Below are 16,057 nucleotides of genomic sequence, written 5' to 3'. Positions count from 1 at the left end.
TGACGATCCGCGAGAGGCACATCCCACAGCATGATCAGCGGCAACACCCGCCCCCTTCCCGGGAGTTGCCGATGCCCCCTCGTACGCGCCCAGCCGTCGCCCTCGCCTCCGTCCTCGCCCTGGGCTTGGCGGCCGGCCCCGCGGTGGCCGCCGCCTCCCCATTGCCCCGACCGCCGGCGCGCTGCGACACCACGGGCCCGAACCACACGGCGCTCTGCGACGCGATCTCCGAGCTGCCGGACGACGACGCGACGGCCGCGCTCGTCCGGGTCGGCGGCACCGGCGGCACCTGGCGGGGCAGCGCCGGGGTCCGCGACCTGACGACGAACCGCCCCGCCCTGGAGAACGGACGCTTCCGTGCGGGCTCCACGACCAAGGTGGTGACCGCGGCGATGGTGCTGCAGCTTGCCGCCGAGGGGCGCGTGGACCTTGACGAGGACGTGCGGACCTACCTCCCCGGTCTCCTCACCGACGCCTTCACGAAGCCCGTCACCGTACGGCACCTGCTGACCTTCACGAGCGGGCTGAAGCCGGGCAAGGACCTCGGCCCGGTCGACGGCGAGGGCTACGACAACCGCTACGTCACCCTGACCCCGGAGGAGGTCGTGGCCTCGTCGGTGGCTCAGGGGCCCGCCTTCGACCCCGGGGACCGGCAGAAGTACCAGAACATCGACTACACCGTTCTCGGCATGCTGATCGAGCGGGTCACGGGCGACTCGTACGAGCACCAGGCGTACGTGCGCGTGCTGAAGCCGGTCGGCATGCGGGACACCTCCTTCCCCGGCGGCCCGGACCCCCGTATCCACGGGCCGCACAACCGCGGCTACCAGCTCCTCGCGGACGGACGCCTGGTCGACGCCACGGAGTGGAACGTGTCCGACCGGTGGGCGGCGGGCGACATGATCTCGACCACGGCGGACCTGGAGCGGTTCCTGGTCGCGCTGTTCCGCGGAAAGGTCGTGCCCGAGCCGCAGTTGGAGGAGATGTTCACCGTGCCGGACATCCCTGGAGCGACCATGAGCGCGGGACTGAAACGGGAGAAGCTGCCCGACAACCGCCAGGTGTGGGCCAAGTCGGGCGCTCGTCCTGGCTACAACACGGTCATTGCCGCGACCCGCGACCTCTCCCTCACCCTCGTGTACTCGGTCAACGCCACCGACGCCAAGTCCGAGGACATGAACCCGGTGGCGGCCCGGATCATCCAGGCCGCGCTCGGCTAGGGCCTGTCGTCAAATTCCCGTCTGCCCCACGACGCGAATTTGACGACAGGCCCTAGCGGGCCCTCACCCCAGCGGCTCCTCCAGCGGTATGTGCCGCACGCCCGGCAGATTGCCGTCGAGTTCGCCGGGTTCGAAGCGGCACATGCCGAGCACGTGCCAGAACTCGCCCGTGACGTCGCCCTCGTACTTGTAGCCGCCGGACGGCGACAGCGCGGCCCAGCCGCCGGGCATCCCGACCAGGGTCGCGCGCAGGGTGGCGGGGGCGTCGGCGGGGACGTTCCAGAGCCGTACCGTGCCGTCTTCGCCGCCGCTGGCCAGCAGGGAGCCGTCGGGGCTGAAGGCCACCGCCAGCACCCGGCCGGTGTGGCCGGTCAGGGCGGCGGTCTCACGGCCGGTGTGCGCGTCCCACAGGCGTACGGTCCGGTCGTCGCCGGCCGTCGCCAGCAGGGGGCGCATGGGGTGGGCCGCGGCCGTCCACAGCTTGCCGGTGTGGCCGGTCAGCCGGTGCACGGCCGCGCCGTCCTGCCAGATCACGGCGTGCCCGTCCCAGGAGGCGCTGGCCAGCCAGGACCCGTCGGGCGCGAACGCCACGGCGTACACCCGGTCGGTGTGTCCGTCGAGGACGGCGGTGATCCGGCGGTCGGCCATGTCCCAGATCCGCACCTTGCGGTCGTCGCAGCCGGTGGCCAGGACCGCCCCGTCGGAGCGGAAGGCGATCGAGCGGACCCGGCCGAAGTGCTCGCCGATGGTGGTGACGTGTGCGCCGGTGGCCCGGTACCACAGGCGTACCGTGTCGTCGTCGTTGGCGGTGGCCAGCAGTTCGCCGTCGGGGCTGAACGCCTCCGCCCACACGTGGTCCGTCTCGACGTCCATCTCGCGCTGGTACTCGCCGGTGGCCGCGTTCCACAGGTACATGTCGCCGTCGCTGCTCGCGGTGCCCAGCAGCGTGCCGCCGGGGCTGAACACCGCCGAGACCAGGCGGTCGCCCTGGCCGGTGAGCTCGCGCAGCCGCCGCCCGGAGGTGGCGTGCCACACGCCGACGACGCCGTCGTTGCCGCCGGCCGCCAGCATCGAACCGTCGGCGCTGAACGACACGGTGCCGATGCGCCGTCCGTGGCCGCGCAGGATGCGTCTGCCCTGGCCGGTGGCCGGGTCCCAGATCCGTACGACGCCGTCGTTGCCGCCGGTCACCAGCAGCGAGCCGGACTCCAGGGCGGGCGCGTCGGCGCCCGGACGGAACTTGCACACCCAGACCGAGCCGCGGTGTTCCGAGGGCTGCCGGCTCAGCGGCACGGCGACGGGCGAGCCACCGGACACCGGGTCGGCCTCCGGGTCGATCCGCCACAGCCGGACCACTCCGGCGCTGTCCCCGGCGGCGAGGAGCGTCCCGTCGGGGTCGAACAGCACCTGGTACACGGCGCCGCGGCAGCCGCCGAGCAGCCCGGCTGGGCCGCCCGCGGCCAGGTCCCACAGCCGTACGTCCCCTTCGGTGTCGCCGCTCACCAGGAACCTGCCGCCGGGGTGGAAGTCCAGGGTGTAGACACGGCCCGGGTGGCCGGTGAACTCGTGCAGCACCCGCCGCTCGATGACGTCCCACACCCGGACCGTGCCGGCCCCCTGCCCGTCGCCCATGTCTCCGGTGGCGAGCAGGCGGCCGTCGGGACTGAACCGGGCCCGGAACACCGCGCCCCGGTGGCCCGGCAGTTCACCGAGCGGCCGTCCGGTGGTGATGTCCCACAGCCGTACGGTGGCGGAGGCGTCCCCGGTGACGAGGGTGGTGCCGTCCGGTCCGAAGGCCACCGTGTAGACGGGGGCCGCGTGGCCCGGCAGCCGGTGCAGCGGCATGCCGGAGGCGGTGTCCCACAGGGTGACCACGCCGTCGGCGTCGCCGGTGGCCAGCAGCGAGCCGTCGGCGTCGAGGACGACCGGCCAGACTCCGCCGGGGTGGATCCGCAAGCCGTGCCGGCACCGTCCGGAGACCGGGTCCCACAGGCGTACCGTGCCGTCGGCGCTGCCCGTGGCCAGCACCCGCTCACGGAACTTGACCGCGTAGACCCGGCCGGTGTGACCCTGCAGGGTGCGCAGGGCGGTGCCGGTGACGGCGTCGCACACCAGCACTCCGCCGTCCTCGCTGCCCACGGCGAGGAGTTCGCCGTCGGGACTGTACGAGATGGGCTCGGGCAGCCGGCTGGTGCGCATGTCGAAGCCGTACGGCACACCGACCGCGGAGGGCCGGAAGCCGGAGTCGACGGCCATGCCGGGGGCGATCGCGGCGGCGGCCAGTTCGGGGGTGTCCGGCAGGCCGGGCCCGGTGGTCGCCGAGACGAGTGCCGCCCGCCGCCACCGGCCGCCCTCCACCTGGGCGCCGGTCAGGTCGGTCCGGATCAGCCGGGCCCGCCGCAGATCCGCGCCGCGCAGATCGGCACCGGTCAGGTCGGCGCCGTCGAGCCACGCCCCGGTGAGCCGGGCATGGCGCAGTACGGCGCCGGAGAGGTTGGCGCCGACGAGCCGGGCGTCGGTGAGGTCGGCGCGGGTGAGGTCCACGCCGGAGAAGTCGCGGTAGGAGAGGTCCTCCCCGGCCAGGGCGGCGCCGCGCAGGTCGGTGTGGGAGGGGACCCGGAGCCGGGTGAGGATCTTCACGGCGTTGGCGCGGGCGGTCTCCCCGCCCCGCACGGTCAGCTCCGGATCGTCCCCCGCGGCGGTGCTCAGCGCGCCCTCGGCCCACTCCTGGCAGACCCGGTGGTCGGCGAGGTCGCACAGGAACTCGACGGCCAGCCGGCTCAGTTGGCGGCGTGCCAGCAGTGTGGTGTCGCCGGCGGCCAGCCGCCGGGCGCACTCCCGGGCGATCAGCCACTCCACCACCGAGCCGTGGATGAACCGGAACACGCCGTCCTCGCTGCGGACCAGCAGGCTCCCGGAGCCGACGGCGTGCGCGGCCTGCGGCACGGACAGCCGGCTGTCGGCGAGTCCGGTCAGGGTCTCGGCGACGTCGGTGAGCTCGTCGAGCCGCAGCGAGTCCTGGCCGCTCTCCCACAGCCGCAGGGCGAGCGCGGTGACCGCGTTCCACAGCTGGTCCAGGCTGAGTCCGGGCGCCCGGCCCGGGCCGCCGGTGCCGCGGTGCGCTTCGAAGCGCAGCCAGGCGGTGAGCACCTCCTGGTAGAGCCCGGCGGGGCTGAGCGCGCGGCCGGCTCCGGCGACGGCGCGCAGCTGGTCGTCGTCGAGGTCGGCGACGAAGCCGAGCAGCCGCGGGTTGCGGCACAGGGCCAGCAGATCGGGGATGGCGTCGAGGAGCCGTACGCGGCGGTCGGCGGCGCGTTCGTCGCCGTCGTAGCGGTTGACCAGGTAGGCGCGGATCTGCTGGGGGGTGAACTCCTGGACGGCCAGCACCCGGCGCTGCGGGAGCAGGCCGACGCGTTCGCCGAGCGCGGTCAGCACCTGCCCCTGGGAGCGGAAGTGCTGGGTGCGGCTGCTGACCACGATCTTGGCGTTGTCCACGGCGGAGTCCAGCAGCACCTGGAGGCGTTCGGCGGCGCGGTCGTAGCTGACCTGGGTGACCAGTTCGTCGAAGCCGTCGAAGAGCAGCACGATCCGGCCCTGCTGGAGCATGTAGCGGAAGGCTCGCAGGTCGATGTTGTCGACGCCGTGGGCGGCGAGGTGGGCGGCGACCAGTCCCTCGAAGGAGTAGGCGCGGTCCAGCGCGTTCAGTTCCACGAGCAGCGGGACCAGGTGCGGCAGTTCGGCCGGGACACGGCGGGCCAGCTCGCGCAGCGCGAAGGTCTTGCCGTGCCCGAAGTCGCCGAGCAGCAGCAGGAAGCGGCCCTGGTCGGAGTCGAGCAGCCGGAGCATGTCGTCGACCAGTCCGTCGCGGTCCTCGGCGCCGAGGCGTTCCACCTCCCGGTAGCGCTGCGGCAGGTACATGTCCGGGGGGTAGCGGGGGTCGGTGCGCAGCCGCTCGCTCTGTGCGCCGACGTAGCCGCGCAGGTCGAGCAGGCCCTGGAACTCGGTGAAGCTGCGTACTCGTACACCCCTGCGGCGGGCCAGGTCGCGCAGGTCGCGGGCGGGCGGCGGGCCGTCGTGGACGAGTTCGGCCTCGGTCTCGGAGTCCGCGGCGTGCACAAGGGCGACGAAACGCTCGACGTCCTGTGCGGTGGGGGTGCCGGTGTGCACGGCCACCCGCTGCTGCCGGACGAAGCCCGACTGGGTCCAGGTGACGAGCAGTTGGGGCACCGGTCCGGCCACCGGGCGGATCTGGGCGCCCTCGTGCCGGGTGCGGCAGACCTCCGCGACCCGTGCGAGCAGCGCCTCGGCCGGGGACTGCACGGCGCGGAGCTCCGGCTCCGCCGCGCCACCGCCGCCGTTCGGGCCGGCCGGGTTCCCGGCGGTGTCCGTCGTGGCGCTTCCCGGGCCCACGGCGGCCGCGGGCTCGTCCGGGTCGGGGCCGAACGCGCGGTGGGCGCGCCGCCACTCGACCGGGCGACGCTGCGGCCCCTGGTCCTGCCCCTGGTCCTGGCCCTGCCCATGGCCCTGGTCCTGCCAACTCGTCAGGCCGTCACGGCTGATGCGGAGCAACCGGTGCCGGCCCGGCCCGGCGGCGCCGAGCACCTGCACCTCACCGGACCCGGTGGCGAGGACCGGCTGCGCACCGGGGCCGCTCGGGCCGTGCAGCAGCAGGTGCAGCCGGGGAGCGGTCAGCCGGGTCAGCACGTCGGTGTCGCGCAGCGGGCCGGCGCCGTCCGGGGCTCCGGCGCGGGCCGCAACGGTCCGGGCGGTGCCGGGCGGATGGCGCAGGACGCCGATCCGCAGCCACCCCTCGTCCTCGTACGGGCGCAGCGCCTGGGCGAACCAGGCAGCCTGCTCGGGGCCGACCAGGCCGTACTGGTCGTCGAGGCGGTGGCTGTAGGCCATCGAGGAGTTCAGGCCCGCGACGACGGTGTGCAGTTCGGGCACGGGGAAGAGCGTCCACGGCTGGTCGCTGTCGAAGACGGCGTCGAGGCCCTGGTAGAGCTCCTGGAAGAGCCGGGCGAAGTGCCGCCACTTGGGCCAGTACGGCGGCCGGGGCGGCATCTCGTCGGCCTCGCAGGTGCTGAAGTAGGCCCGGCAGGCGGCCTGGTTGACGTCCCGGCCGCCGGGCACGAGGGCGACCCGGTGCGGTTCGAGGCCGAGCAGCGCCCGCAGGCCGGTGAGGAAGGCCAGCGCCTGCTCGAACTCCCGCGGGCTGCCGGAGGCCGTCAGGTCGCCGGTGACCACCAGCAGGTCGGGGGCGGGGGCACCGGCGTCGGTGAGTTCGACGAGGTCGCCCCAGATCGCCGCCTGCAACTCGGCGGGGTCCTGCCCGCGGCCGAAGGCGGGCCCGGCCAGGTGGAGCACGGTGACCGCCTCGCGCGCCTGGACGTCCCCCCGGGTCAGCGGGTACGACGGCGGTGCCGCGGGCCTGCGCCGGCCGGCCCAGCCGAGGCCTCCGAGCGGCCGGGCGGGCGCCGGCGGAGCGGCCGGCTCCGGCGGAGACGCGGGCGCGGACGCAGGGAGGCCGTTCCCGCCCGGGTAGCCGGGACTCAGGCTGGGCCGGGCCCGGCCGTCGAGGGCCTGGCGGACCCGGGTGAGGAGCAGTTCCCGGGCGGCCGACGGGTCGGTGACGGGGACCAGGTCGACGTAGGTGATGGTGGCCAGCAGGCCCTCCACCGGAATGTCCTCGACGCGTACGGTGAGGAGCCGTCGCTCCGGGGCGTCGGGGTCGGCGCGTAACGCGGCCTGCCACTCCATCCGGCCGTACCGGGAGCGCTCGTAGTTGCGGGACAGTACGGCGATCACGGCCGCGGACTCGCTGACCCCGCGGTCCATGAAATCGACGAAGTTGGTGCCCGGAACGAAGTCCCAGGCCTGGAGGACCGTGCGGTATCCGGCCTCCTCCAGCGTCCATGCGATCCAGGACGCCCAGCGTTCGTCGGCCGGAGAGTAGCTGACGAAGAAGTCCAATGGTCCGGTTTCCCCCGTGGTGATCTGCCGCCCCATACATTCATGATGCAATGAGAGAGCCTCGGTATGAACCGTTTTCACGACGACTCATGTGGCGACTCCCGTGCCGACTCCTGTGGCTGAAAGGCCCGGCCGGGAAAGCGGCTCAAAAACAGCCCCTGGTCACAGCTGGGCGCAGATGTGCGACCCTTCCCACCGTGCGTGTCTTTCTGCGTCTGCATGTGCTGGACCGGGTGGCGATCGGCCTGCTGGTGGTCGGGCTGCTGTGCCTGGCCACGGGGTTGCTGCCCACCGCGTCGGCGGGCGACGCGATGACGCGGATCGCCCCGCTGCTGGCGTTCCTGGGCACGGTGATCGTGCTGGCCGAGCTGACCAGCGAGGCCGAGGTGTTCGACGTGGTGGCGGCGCGCGTCGCCCGAGCCGGGCGGGGCAGCTACGCGGCCCTGTTCCTGCTCTGTGTGGCCTTCGCCTCCGTCACCACGATCGCCCTGAACCTGGACACCACCGCCGTGCTGCTGACCCCGGTGATGCTGGCGCTCGCCTCGCGGGTCGGCATCGCCGCGGTGCCGCTGGCGATGACCACGGTGTGGCTGGCCAACACGGCGAGCCTGCTGCTGCCGGTCTCCAATCTGACGAACCTGCTGGCCGCGGACCGGGTCGCGCTGTCCCCGCTGGGCCTGGCCTCCCGGATGTGGGCTCCGCAGCTGGCGGCCATCGCGGTGACCATGGTCTGCCTGTGGCTGTTCTACTGGCGGCGCGGAAAGCGTGACGGAGCCGGGGCCGACACCGGGATCGAGCGAGCCCTGCCGGCCCTGCCGGAGCCCGGCGCCCCGGTCGCGGACCCCGGTGCGGCCCGCGCGGACGCCGTACGAGCGGGAAACGCGGGAGACGCGGGAGACGTACGGGGCGCGGGGAACACCGACCGCTACCGGCCGCCCGAGGTGCACCGGCCCGCCGACCCGGTGCTGTTCCGGGCCTGCGGGCTCGCCTGCGCCGGCTTCCTGATCGCGATCCTGGCCGACGTGGAGCTGTGGGTGGCGTCCGCCACGGCTGCGGCCGTCGCCGTGGCGGCCTTCGCGGTGCGCCGCCGCTCGGCGCTGCGGCTGTCGCTGGTCCCGTGGCGGCTGCTGGTGATGGTGCCCGGGATGTTCCTGGTGGTGGAGACGGTCAACGTCAACGGGCTGCACGACCTGCTGGCCTCGGCGGTCGGCCATGACGGCGGCCTCTTGGGCCTGTTCCGGGCGGCCGCGGTCGGCGGGGGCCTGTCGAACGTACTGAACAACCTCCCCGTCTACCTGGCCGGGGAGGCGGCCGTCCCGGTGGGCAACCACGACCAGCTGCTCGCGCTCCTCATCGGCACCAACGTGGGGCCGGTGGTGACGCCGTGGGCCTCGCTGGCGACGCTGCTGTGGTACGAGCGGTGCCATGCGTACGGGGTGCGGGTGCCGGTCGCGCGGCTGATGGGAACGGGTACGGTGCTGGCCGTCGCCGCGGTGCTGGCATCGGTGGCGGCACTGACGCTGACCTCGTAGGCGGGGTTACGGAACGGAGCGGCGCGGCACGTGCGAAGGCCCGCCACGCCCGACGGCCCCGGACATCGCCACCAGCTCCAGCAGATGCGGCAGCACCTCCGGCCGCCCCGCCACGAACGAGCGCTCGGTGTCGGGTCCGGTGAAGCCGCCGCCGAACTCACGGCCGTCCAGGTGCCGGACGGCCACTCCCGCCTCGCGGGCCAGCAGCGCCCCGGCCGGCAGATCGATCGCCTCCGCCCGGTAGCCCACGAACCCGTCGATGTCCCCGCGGGCCAGCATGGCCCAGGTCAGCAGCGGCGCCCACAGCTGGAGCAGCCGTCTGGACCGGTTCTCCAGGGTGTGCCTCAGGGCGCGGGCCGTAGGGTCGTCGCGGCCGACCGCGTGGCCCTGGGTCCAGGCGAGCAACGGTCCCGCCGACGAGAGCGGGCGGACGCCCGCGACGCCGGCGAGCCGACCGCGTGGCCCGTGCGCGCCGCCGCCGTGCAGCGCCGACCAGGTGCGTCCGGTCACCGGATCGTGCACGACGCCCACCACCGGTGCCTCGTCGACGCACAGGGCGATGCCGACCACGTAGGCGGGCAGCCCGATCACCACGTTGTTGCTGCCGTCGAGGGGATCGACCAGCCAGGTGCGGCCGCCGCCGTCGCCGCGCAGTTCCCCGGACTCCTCGGCGAGGATCCGGTCGTGCGGGAAGCGCTCCCGGATGCGGTCCACGACGAGGCGTTCGGCCATCAGGTCCAGATCGGTGACGACGTCGCCGTGTTCGCCCTTCGGGCGGGCGGCGAAGCCGTCCGGGAACCGGGACCGCAGCAACGCCCCGGCCTCCTCGGCCGCGGCCACTGCCGTACGGCACTCGGAGGCGAAGCCGGCCGACGGGTCACCGGCCGACGGGTCAGGAAAGGGATTCCGGTTCGGGCTCATGGATCCTCCTGAGGGCGGCTTGGGCGATCCGGGCGGTCTGGGCCGCGTCGCACGTCCTGCGGACCATGCGGTGGCCGGGGGCCGACAACGGGCCGAGGGACAGGTCCGCCCTGCCGGGCAGGGTGCGTCCCAGTACCAAGGTGGCGGCCGGACGGCCGCCCGGCAGCACGCTGGTGTGGAATTCACCCGCCGGAAGGGAGTAGGTCTGCCCTCGCGCGGTCGTCTGTTCGGCGCCGGGCAGACAGCGCACCAGCCGCTCGGTCGGCCGCAGGTCGTCGACCCCCGACGGATCGCTGTGCACCTCGAACACCCGGTGGGTGGGCTGCGCGGGCTCGTCGTGGACGCGCATGCGCCGGTTGCCGAGCCGCCCGTACAGCACGGTGCTCGTCAAGTCCCAGCTGTGCGAGTGCACCTGAGGGACGGTCGGCTCCGGTTGTGGCATGCCCCCGAAGACATGGACGCAGACACCCCGGGGACCGTCGCGGAGGACCGGCAGGCAGATGAAGCCCAGTGGATGGCGCACCGCGCGCAGGGCACGGTGGCCCGAAACGATCTGCTCCAGTTCCGTTGTGGCGTGCCGCAACAGCTCGGCTGCGGCCTCTTGTCGGCTGGCCCGTTCCAGGGCCCGGTAGTCCATCGTTCCCCCCTTGGCCGAAACACGGCGCTCACCTGCGGTAGGGGTCCTCCGCCCGCAGTGCCCTGTCGATGATGTCGCCGACGTCCGGGTCGGTGAGACTGGTCGGCAGCGGCAGACCGAGCCGGTCGAGCAGTCGTCTGGCCTCGTCCACGGTCGGCTCGTCGCTCAGCGGGGTGGCCTCCCGCAGATCGAGCTTGACCGCCTGCTCCCGGCTCTGGTGCAGCTCGGTGACGTAGTAGTCGTACAGCGGCCGGCCGCGCTCCACGTACAGGCTCACCCGGCGCGGGTCGTCCTGGGTGATGATCAGGCAGGTGTCGGACAGGTCGAAGCGCAGGGTCGGTGCCACCGAGGACAGGTGCACGTCGATCTCCAGGGTGTCCAGCCGCTGCCGGTGCCAGGCGGCGGCGAGCACGGTGGCGTACGACTCCTTGCGGGTGCGTTCGACGGTCCACTCCGGGTGCACTCCGGCGTCACCCTGGCGTCCGAAGGTGCGCCGGAACCGCGCGTAGGCGGCGCACACCCGGTCGTCGGCGGGGTTGACGATGTCGATCTTCATGCTGAGGGAGCGGCGCCGCCGTTTCGCCTCCTCGACGCACTCCGGCAGCGTCACGGCGCGCAGATAGGTGCCGGTGCCGCCCTTGAACACCCAACGGGTGGTGTTCCGGCGGGCCTTCTCGTGCGCCAGGCCGACCTCCGCGCCGGACAGTGTCCGCACCATGGCGAGGTCCTCGATCGCCCGGCTCGTCCCCTCGGTGGCGCCCCGGATGTCGGCCATCCGCCGTCGGCGCTCGGTGAGCGATCCGTACACCAGCGCCGCCAGGACCAGCAGGGTGGCGCCGGAGACGATGTTGTTGTCGAAGTTGTCGTCCAGGATGTCCAGCACACCGATGACCAGGGCCACAACGATGGCGACGACACCGTCCGCGTTCCTGACCGCCCATGCGATCCGGTCTTCCAGCCGACGCCCGGACGACTGTGATGTGTTGCGCGTCACGTCCCACCCTCCCCCGATGGTGCCCTCCATGGTAGGAGCAACGGCACTCCGGCGGCCACGGTGCGTGAATCGGCCTCGACTGCGGGTGTCCGGCGGAGGGGGGAGGGTGTGACCGCTGTTTCTTGACGGCTACGGCTCCCGCTGATCCTTGACGGCTATTCCTTGACGGCTCCCGCGTTGGCCCCCTGCACGAAGTACCGCTGGAAGCAGAAGAACAGCGCGGCGACGGGCAGGGTGGCCAGCAGGGCCGCGGCGAGCTTCAGGGGGTACTGGGTGCCGCCGCCCAGGCCGCCGGAGACCATGCGGGCGAGGCCGGTGGTCAGGGTTTCGTACTGGCTGGACTGGGTGGACACGAGGAAGTGGGTGAACTCGTTCCACGAGGACTGGAACGCCAGGATGGTCACGGTGATCAGGGCCGGGCGGGCCATGGGCAGGACGACCGACCAGTAGGTGCGGAAGACGCCGGCGCCGTCGACGCGGGCGGCCTCCTCCACTTCCCGGGGGATCGACTCGAAGAACTGTTTCATGATGAAGACCTGGGCCGCGTCCACCATCAGCGGCACGATCATGCCGGTGTAGGTGTCGAAGAGCCCGAAGGTGTTGAGGACCAGGAACTTGGGGATCAGCAGGGCCACCGGGGGGACCGCCATGAAGGCGAGGAGGAAGCCGAACAGCAGGGTGCGGCCCGGGAAGCGCAGCCGGGCGAGCGCGTAGCCGGCCATGGAGGCGAACAGGACCCGTGCGGCCGTGACCACGACAGCGATGACCGTCGAGTTGCCCAGCCAGCGCAGGAACGGCACCCCGTCACCGGCCTGGCTCAGCCCGAACAGGCGCTGGTAGGCGGCGGTCGTCGGGGTGACCGGCATCAGCCCGAGGGGGTGGGAGGCCGCGTCCGGGTCCGTTTTGAAACCGGTCACCAGCTGGATCACGAACGGCATGAGGTACAGCAGTCCGAGCACCGCCACCGCCGTGTAGCCGAGGGCCCGAAGGGGCACGGGGAAGCGGCGGAGCACCGGCCGTACGCGCACCCGTGAGGACGTGGGCTTCGCCCTCGTCCGGTTCTCCGGGATCCGGTTCTCCGAGAGTTTCATCGGGTCCTCCGGGGGCGGGGGGTGCGCTCGCGCAGCACGAAGCGTTGCAGGGCGGTCATGGTCAGGATCAGCGCGAGCAGGATGAAGGCGATGGCCATGCCCTGCCCGAAGTCGGCGTTGTCGAAGGCGGACGCGTACGACAGGAAGGCCGGCGTGAGGGTGGTGTTGCCCGGAGCACCCTGGCCCATGACGTACACCTGGTCGAAGACCTGCCAGGTGGCGATCAGCCCGAGGGTGAGGACCAGGAACAGCACGGGGCGCAGCGCGGGAAGGGTCACGTAGCGCAGCATCTGGAAGCGGCTGACGCCTTCGATGGCGGCGGATTCCTCCAGCTCGCGCGGGATGTCCTGGAGGGCCGCGAGGAAGATCAGCATGAAGGTGCCGGAGGTCGTCCACACGGCGAGCAGGATGATCGTGCACATCGCGACGGACGGTCCGGACAGCCACTCGAACCAGGACAGTCCCAGGAAGGAGTGGTCGGCGAGGAAGCCCGAGGGGTTGTCGGGGTCGACGATGCCGAGGCCGCCGAGCATGAGCGAGAGCACACCGCGGGGGTCGTTGAACCAGTTCGGGCCCTTCACTCCGATCCAGGACAGCGCGGTGTTGACCGCGCCGCTGCCCTGGAACAGGAAGAGGAAGACCGTGGAGACGGCGATCGAGCTGGTGACCGAGGGGAAGAAGAACGCGGTGCGCAGTGCGCCACGCCCGCGCAGCAGCTTCTGGTTGACGATGAGCGCCAGCGTCAACGCGAGGCCGGTCTGCAGGGGCACGGTGAGCAGCACGTAGTAGGCGTTGTTGCGCAGCGAGGTCGCGAACAGGGTGCGGTCGAGTCCGTCCTGCGTGAGCAGGTCCCGGTAGTTGTCCAGGCCGACGAACTGTGCGTCCGTGCTGAAGGGGTTGGACTGGCCGTCCCAGTGCAGCAGGCTCACCCACAGCGCCATCAGGATCGGCAGCACCATGAACAGGCCGAGGATGATCACCATGGGGCTGACGAACAGCCAGCCCCAGGCGCCTTCGCCGCGGCGCCCCACGCGCGGGGCGGGGTTGGCGCGGGGCGCCGCGGCCGGGCCGGGCCCGCCGGGCGCGTCAGGTGCGCCCGGCGAGTCGGCCGTACGGGGACCCCCGCCCGCGCGGGAACGCGCGGCCGGGCGGGGGTGTGATGACGTACGCGGGAACACGGAGACTCAGTTGCCCTTCGTGAGGGCCTGTTCGCCGTTGCGCTGGAGGTCGGCGAGGATCTTCTTCGGGTCGGTGTTGGGCAGCGCCGCGATGTCGGTGTTGAACTGGGTGAGCACCTTCTCGAAGCCCGCGACGGTCACCGGGCCCTGCGCGTAGTCGGAGGCGTCGACCCAGGCCTTGGCGGCAGGGTTCTTCGCCGCGTACTCGGCCAGGGCGGTGGTGCGGGAAGGCATCACGCCGAACGCGTCCGCGTTCTTCATCATCTGCTCGCTGGTGGTCAGGTACTTCACCAGGTCCACGGCCGCCGCCCGGTGGGCGCTCTCCGCGGCCACGCCCCAGCACTGGCTGAAGGCGAGCGTGCCCTTGCCGGCCGGTCCGGCGGGCAGCGGGACCGCCGTGTACTTCACGTCCGGGTAGTCGGCCTGCATCCCGCCGATGAGCCAGTTGCCCTCGATGGTCATGGCGGCCTTGCCCTTGCCGAGGGCTTCACCGCCCCAGTTGGTGTCGACCTGGTTGGCGTACTTCATGGAGCCGGACTTCAGCAGCGACCGCACGTAGTCGAGCGCCTCGGCGTTCTGCGCGCTGTCGGCGGTCATCTTCGTCTGGTCGGCGTTGGTGATCCAGCCGCCGGCCTGTCGCATGAAGGCACCGACCCGCGCGTACTCGGCGCCGGTGACCAGCCCGGTGACGTCGCCCTTGGTCAGCTTGCCGGCGACCGTCTTCAGCTGGTCCCAGGTGGTCGGGTAGTCCTTCTCGGTCAGCCCGGCCTTCTTCCACAGGTCGTCGTTGATCGCCAGGGCGAGCGTGGAGGTGTCCTTGGGCAGGCACACCAGCTTCCCGTCGTAGGTGAAGGAGGTGCGCAGCTGCTCGGAGAAGTCGTCCGCGTCCTTGACCTGGTCGCCGTAGGCGTAGAGGGAGCCGCCCTTGGCGTAGTTCGCGAACTGGTCGGAGTTGACGTAGAAGGCGTCCGGCGGCTTGTGCCCGGCGAACGACTGGGCGAGCTGCTGGTTGATGTCCTTGGCGACCTCCACGGTCACCGTGTTGCCGGACTGCTTGGCGTACGCGGCGGCCGCCTCCTTGACGGCCTTGGTCTCGGCGTCGCCCGAGGAGGCGATCAGCACCGTCAGGTTCTGCTTGGAACTGGTGTCCTGCTCGGTCTTCTTGTCGTCACCGAAATTCGACGAGCAGCCTGTGACGGCCAGCATGGCCGCACAGGTGACGAGGGCCGCGGTGGCCATACGGTTGGGCATGACTTCCTCCGAGGGTTACGGGTGGTAGCTGCGGCTCCGCCCTGGACACACGGGGACGTGGGCCCAGGGTGTGGGGGTGGAGGAGAAGAAACGATTCTGTGTGCGACGGGACCGGCCGGGCAGGGCCCGGTCCAGTCGCCGGTGGGACCTACCCGCCGGCGTTCAACGAGGCGGTGGCGCTGTCGCGCACGACCAGGGACGGCTCCAGCAGGATCCGTTCGGGCGGTGAGTCGGGGGCGGCCATCCGCGCCAGCAGCAGCCGTACGCACTCCCGGCCGACCGCCTCCAGCGGCTGGGCGATGGAGGACAGCGCGGGGAAAAGGAGCTCGGCGGTCGGCGAGTCGTCGAAGCCGATCACGGCGACGTCACGGCCCGGGGTCTGCCCGCGCTCGCGCAACGTCTGGTAGCAGCCGAGCGCCAGCATGTCGCTGGCCGCGACCACCGCGGTCGCGCCCCCGTCCAGGAGCGGTTTCACGGCGGCACGGGCCACGTCGCTGTCGTTCACGCTGCTCTGCCCGCGCCGCCCGCGGGTCGGCAGTCCGTGTCGTCGCATGGCGCGCTGCCAGCCCTCGGCACGGTCGTCACCGGCACTGGAGGAACCGCGCTCCCAGCCCAGGAAGGCGATCTTGCGGTGTCCCAGGGCGACCAGGTGCTCGACCGCGGCGTCCGTGCCCGAAGCGCCGTCGACGTCGACCCAGTCACCGATGGGCCGTCCCGACCACATCCGGCCGAACCCGACGAACGGCACGCCCCGCTTGGTCAGCCACGCCTGGCGCGGGTCGCCCCGCTCGGTGCCGCTGAGCACGAAGCCGTCGACCTCGTGCTGGTCCAGCAGTTCCTCGTAGCCGTCCAGGGTCGGGCCGCCGGGCGGGCAGGCGAACAGCAGGATCCGGTAACCGGCCTCCTCCGCGGCCTGGGACACGGCGTGCAGGAAGCGGTCCAGAACCGGATAACTGAAGGCGGCGGGCTGGATGCCGTAACCGATCAGCTTGCTGGAACGGGTACGCAGCGTCTGCGCGGCGCGGCTGGGCCGGTAACCCATCTCGTCGATCACACGGCGGACCCGCTCCAGGGTCTCGGGACGTAGCAGGTCCGGCGAGTTGATCGCGTTCGACACGGTCTGCGAGGAGACTCCGGCGCGCCGGGCGACCATGGCGAGGGTCACCGGGCCGCCTTTGGCCGAGGAGCTGTTGCTGGAGCGGGGCATGCGGGTCTCCGACGTGCAGAGAAAGCTACGGGCTTGGTTTTAGCGTTCCAAAA

Annotated in this window: 10 protein-coding genes; 2 read left to right on the top strand and 8 right to left on the bottom strand. The window is 72.3% G+C overall.

Going from position 1 to position 16,057, the window contains the following annotated elements; genetic code table 11:
• Positions 1-71 precede the first annotated feature (71 nt).
• Positions 72-1,220 carry a serine hydrolase gene (locus E0500_RS18390; RefSeq protein ID WP_131559699.1) on the top strand — a complete coding sequence of 383 codons (1,149 nt, stop codon included), beginning with the start codon at positions 72-74 and terminating at the stop codon, positions 1,218-1,220.
• Between the two features lie 63 nt (positions 1,221-1,283).
• Here E0500_RS18390 and E0500_RS18385 read toward each other — a convergent pair whose 3' ends face one another.
• The gene (locus E0500_RS18385) at positions 1,284-7,229 is read right to left on the bottom strand and encodes a TIR domain-containing protein (protein WP_131559701.1); all 5,946 of its coding nucleotides are present in this window, start codon (positions 7,227-7,229) and stop codon (positions 1,284-1,286) included.
• A 161-nt stretch (positions 7,230-7,390) separates the two neighbouring features.
• On the opposite strand from E0500_RS18385, the gene E0500_RS18380 reads away from it, so the two are divergent.
• Positions 7,391-8,725, top strand: coding sequence for an SLC13 family permease (locus E0500_RS18380; RefSeq protein ID WP_309505093.1), 1,335 nt, complete (start codon positions 7,391-7,393; stop codon positions 8,723-8,725).
• Positions 8,726-8,731: 6 nt separating this feature from the next.
• Here the strand turns inward: E0500_RS18380 and E0500_RS18375 are convergent, their stop codons facing one another.
• The 7 genes from E0500_RS18375 to E0500_RS18345 form a co-directional block, all read right to left on the bottom strand.
• Positions 8,732-9,646, bottom strand: a complete 915-nt coding sequence (locus tag E0500_RS18375) for an inositol monophosphatase (protein ID WP_131559705.1) — start codon at positions 9,644-9,646, stop codon at positions 8,732-8,734.
• Positions 9,618-10,283, bottom strand: coding sequence for a hypothetical protein (locus E0500_RS18370; RefSeq protein ID WP_131559707.1), 666 nt, complete (start codon positions 10,281-10,283; stop codon positions 9,618-9,620). The genes E0500_RS18375 and E0500_RS18370 overlap by 29 nt, the downstream gene beginning before the upstream one ends.
• 28 nt (positions 10,284-10,311) lie before the next feature.
• Complete coding sequence (locus tag E0500_RS18365) at positions 10,312-11,277, bottom strand: hypothetical protein (RefSeq protein WP_309505092.1); 966 nt, start codon at positions 11,275-11,277, stop codon at positions 10,312-10,314.
• Between the two features lie 155 nt (positions 11,278-11,432).
• Complete coding sequence (locus E0500_RS18360) at positions 11,433-12,368, bottom strand: carbohydrate ABC transporter permease (RefSeq protein WP_131559711.1); 936 nt, start codon at positions 12,366-12,368, stop codon at positions 11,433-11,435.
• Positions 12,365-13,351: a carbohydrate ABC transporter permease gene (locus E0500_RS18355; RefSeq protein ID WP_131559788.1), complete on the bottom strand. Its 987-nt coding sequence runs from the start codon at positions 13,349-13,351 to the stop codon at positions 12,365-12,367. The genes E0500_RS18360 and E0500_RS18355 overlap by 4 nt, the downstream gene beginning before the upstream one ends.
• A gap of 201 nt (positions 13,352-13,552) precedes the next feature.
• On the bottom strand, positions 13,553-14,797 hold the full coding sequence (locus E0500_RS18350; protein WP_131559713.1) for an extracellular solute-binding protein: 1,245 nt from the start codon (positions 14,795-14,797) through the stop codon (positions 13,553-13,555).
• A gap of 148 nt (positions 14,798-14,945) precedes the next feature.
• Positions 14,946-16,004 (bottom strand): LacI family DNA-binding transcriptional regulator, encoded by a 1,059-nt coding sequence (locus E0500_RS18345; protein WP_131559715.1) that lies wholly within the window; start codon positions 16,002-16,004, stop codon positions 14,946-14,948.
• Between the last annotated feature and the right edge of the window lie 53 nt (positions 16,005-16,057).

Origin of the sequence: Streptomyces sp. KM273126, assembly GCF_004337435.2 — a bacterium.
Classification (GTDB): Bacteria; Actinomycetota; Actinomycetes; order Streptomycetales; family Streptomycetaceae; genus Streptomyces; species Streptomyces acidicola.
Note: the sequence above shows the minus strand (reverse complement) of the source record. Positions and strands in the feature narration are given on the sequence as shown.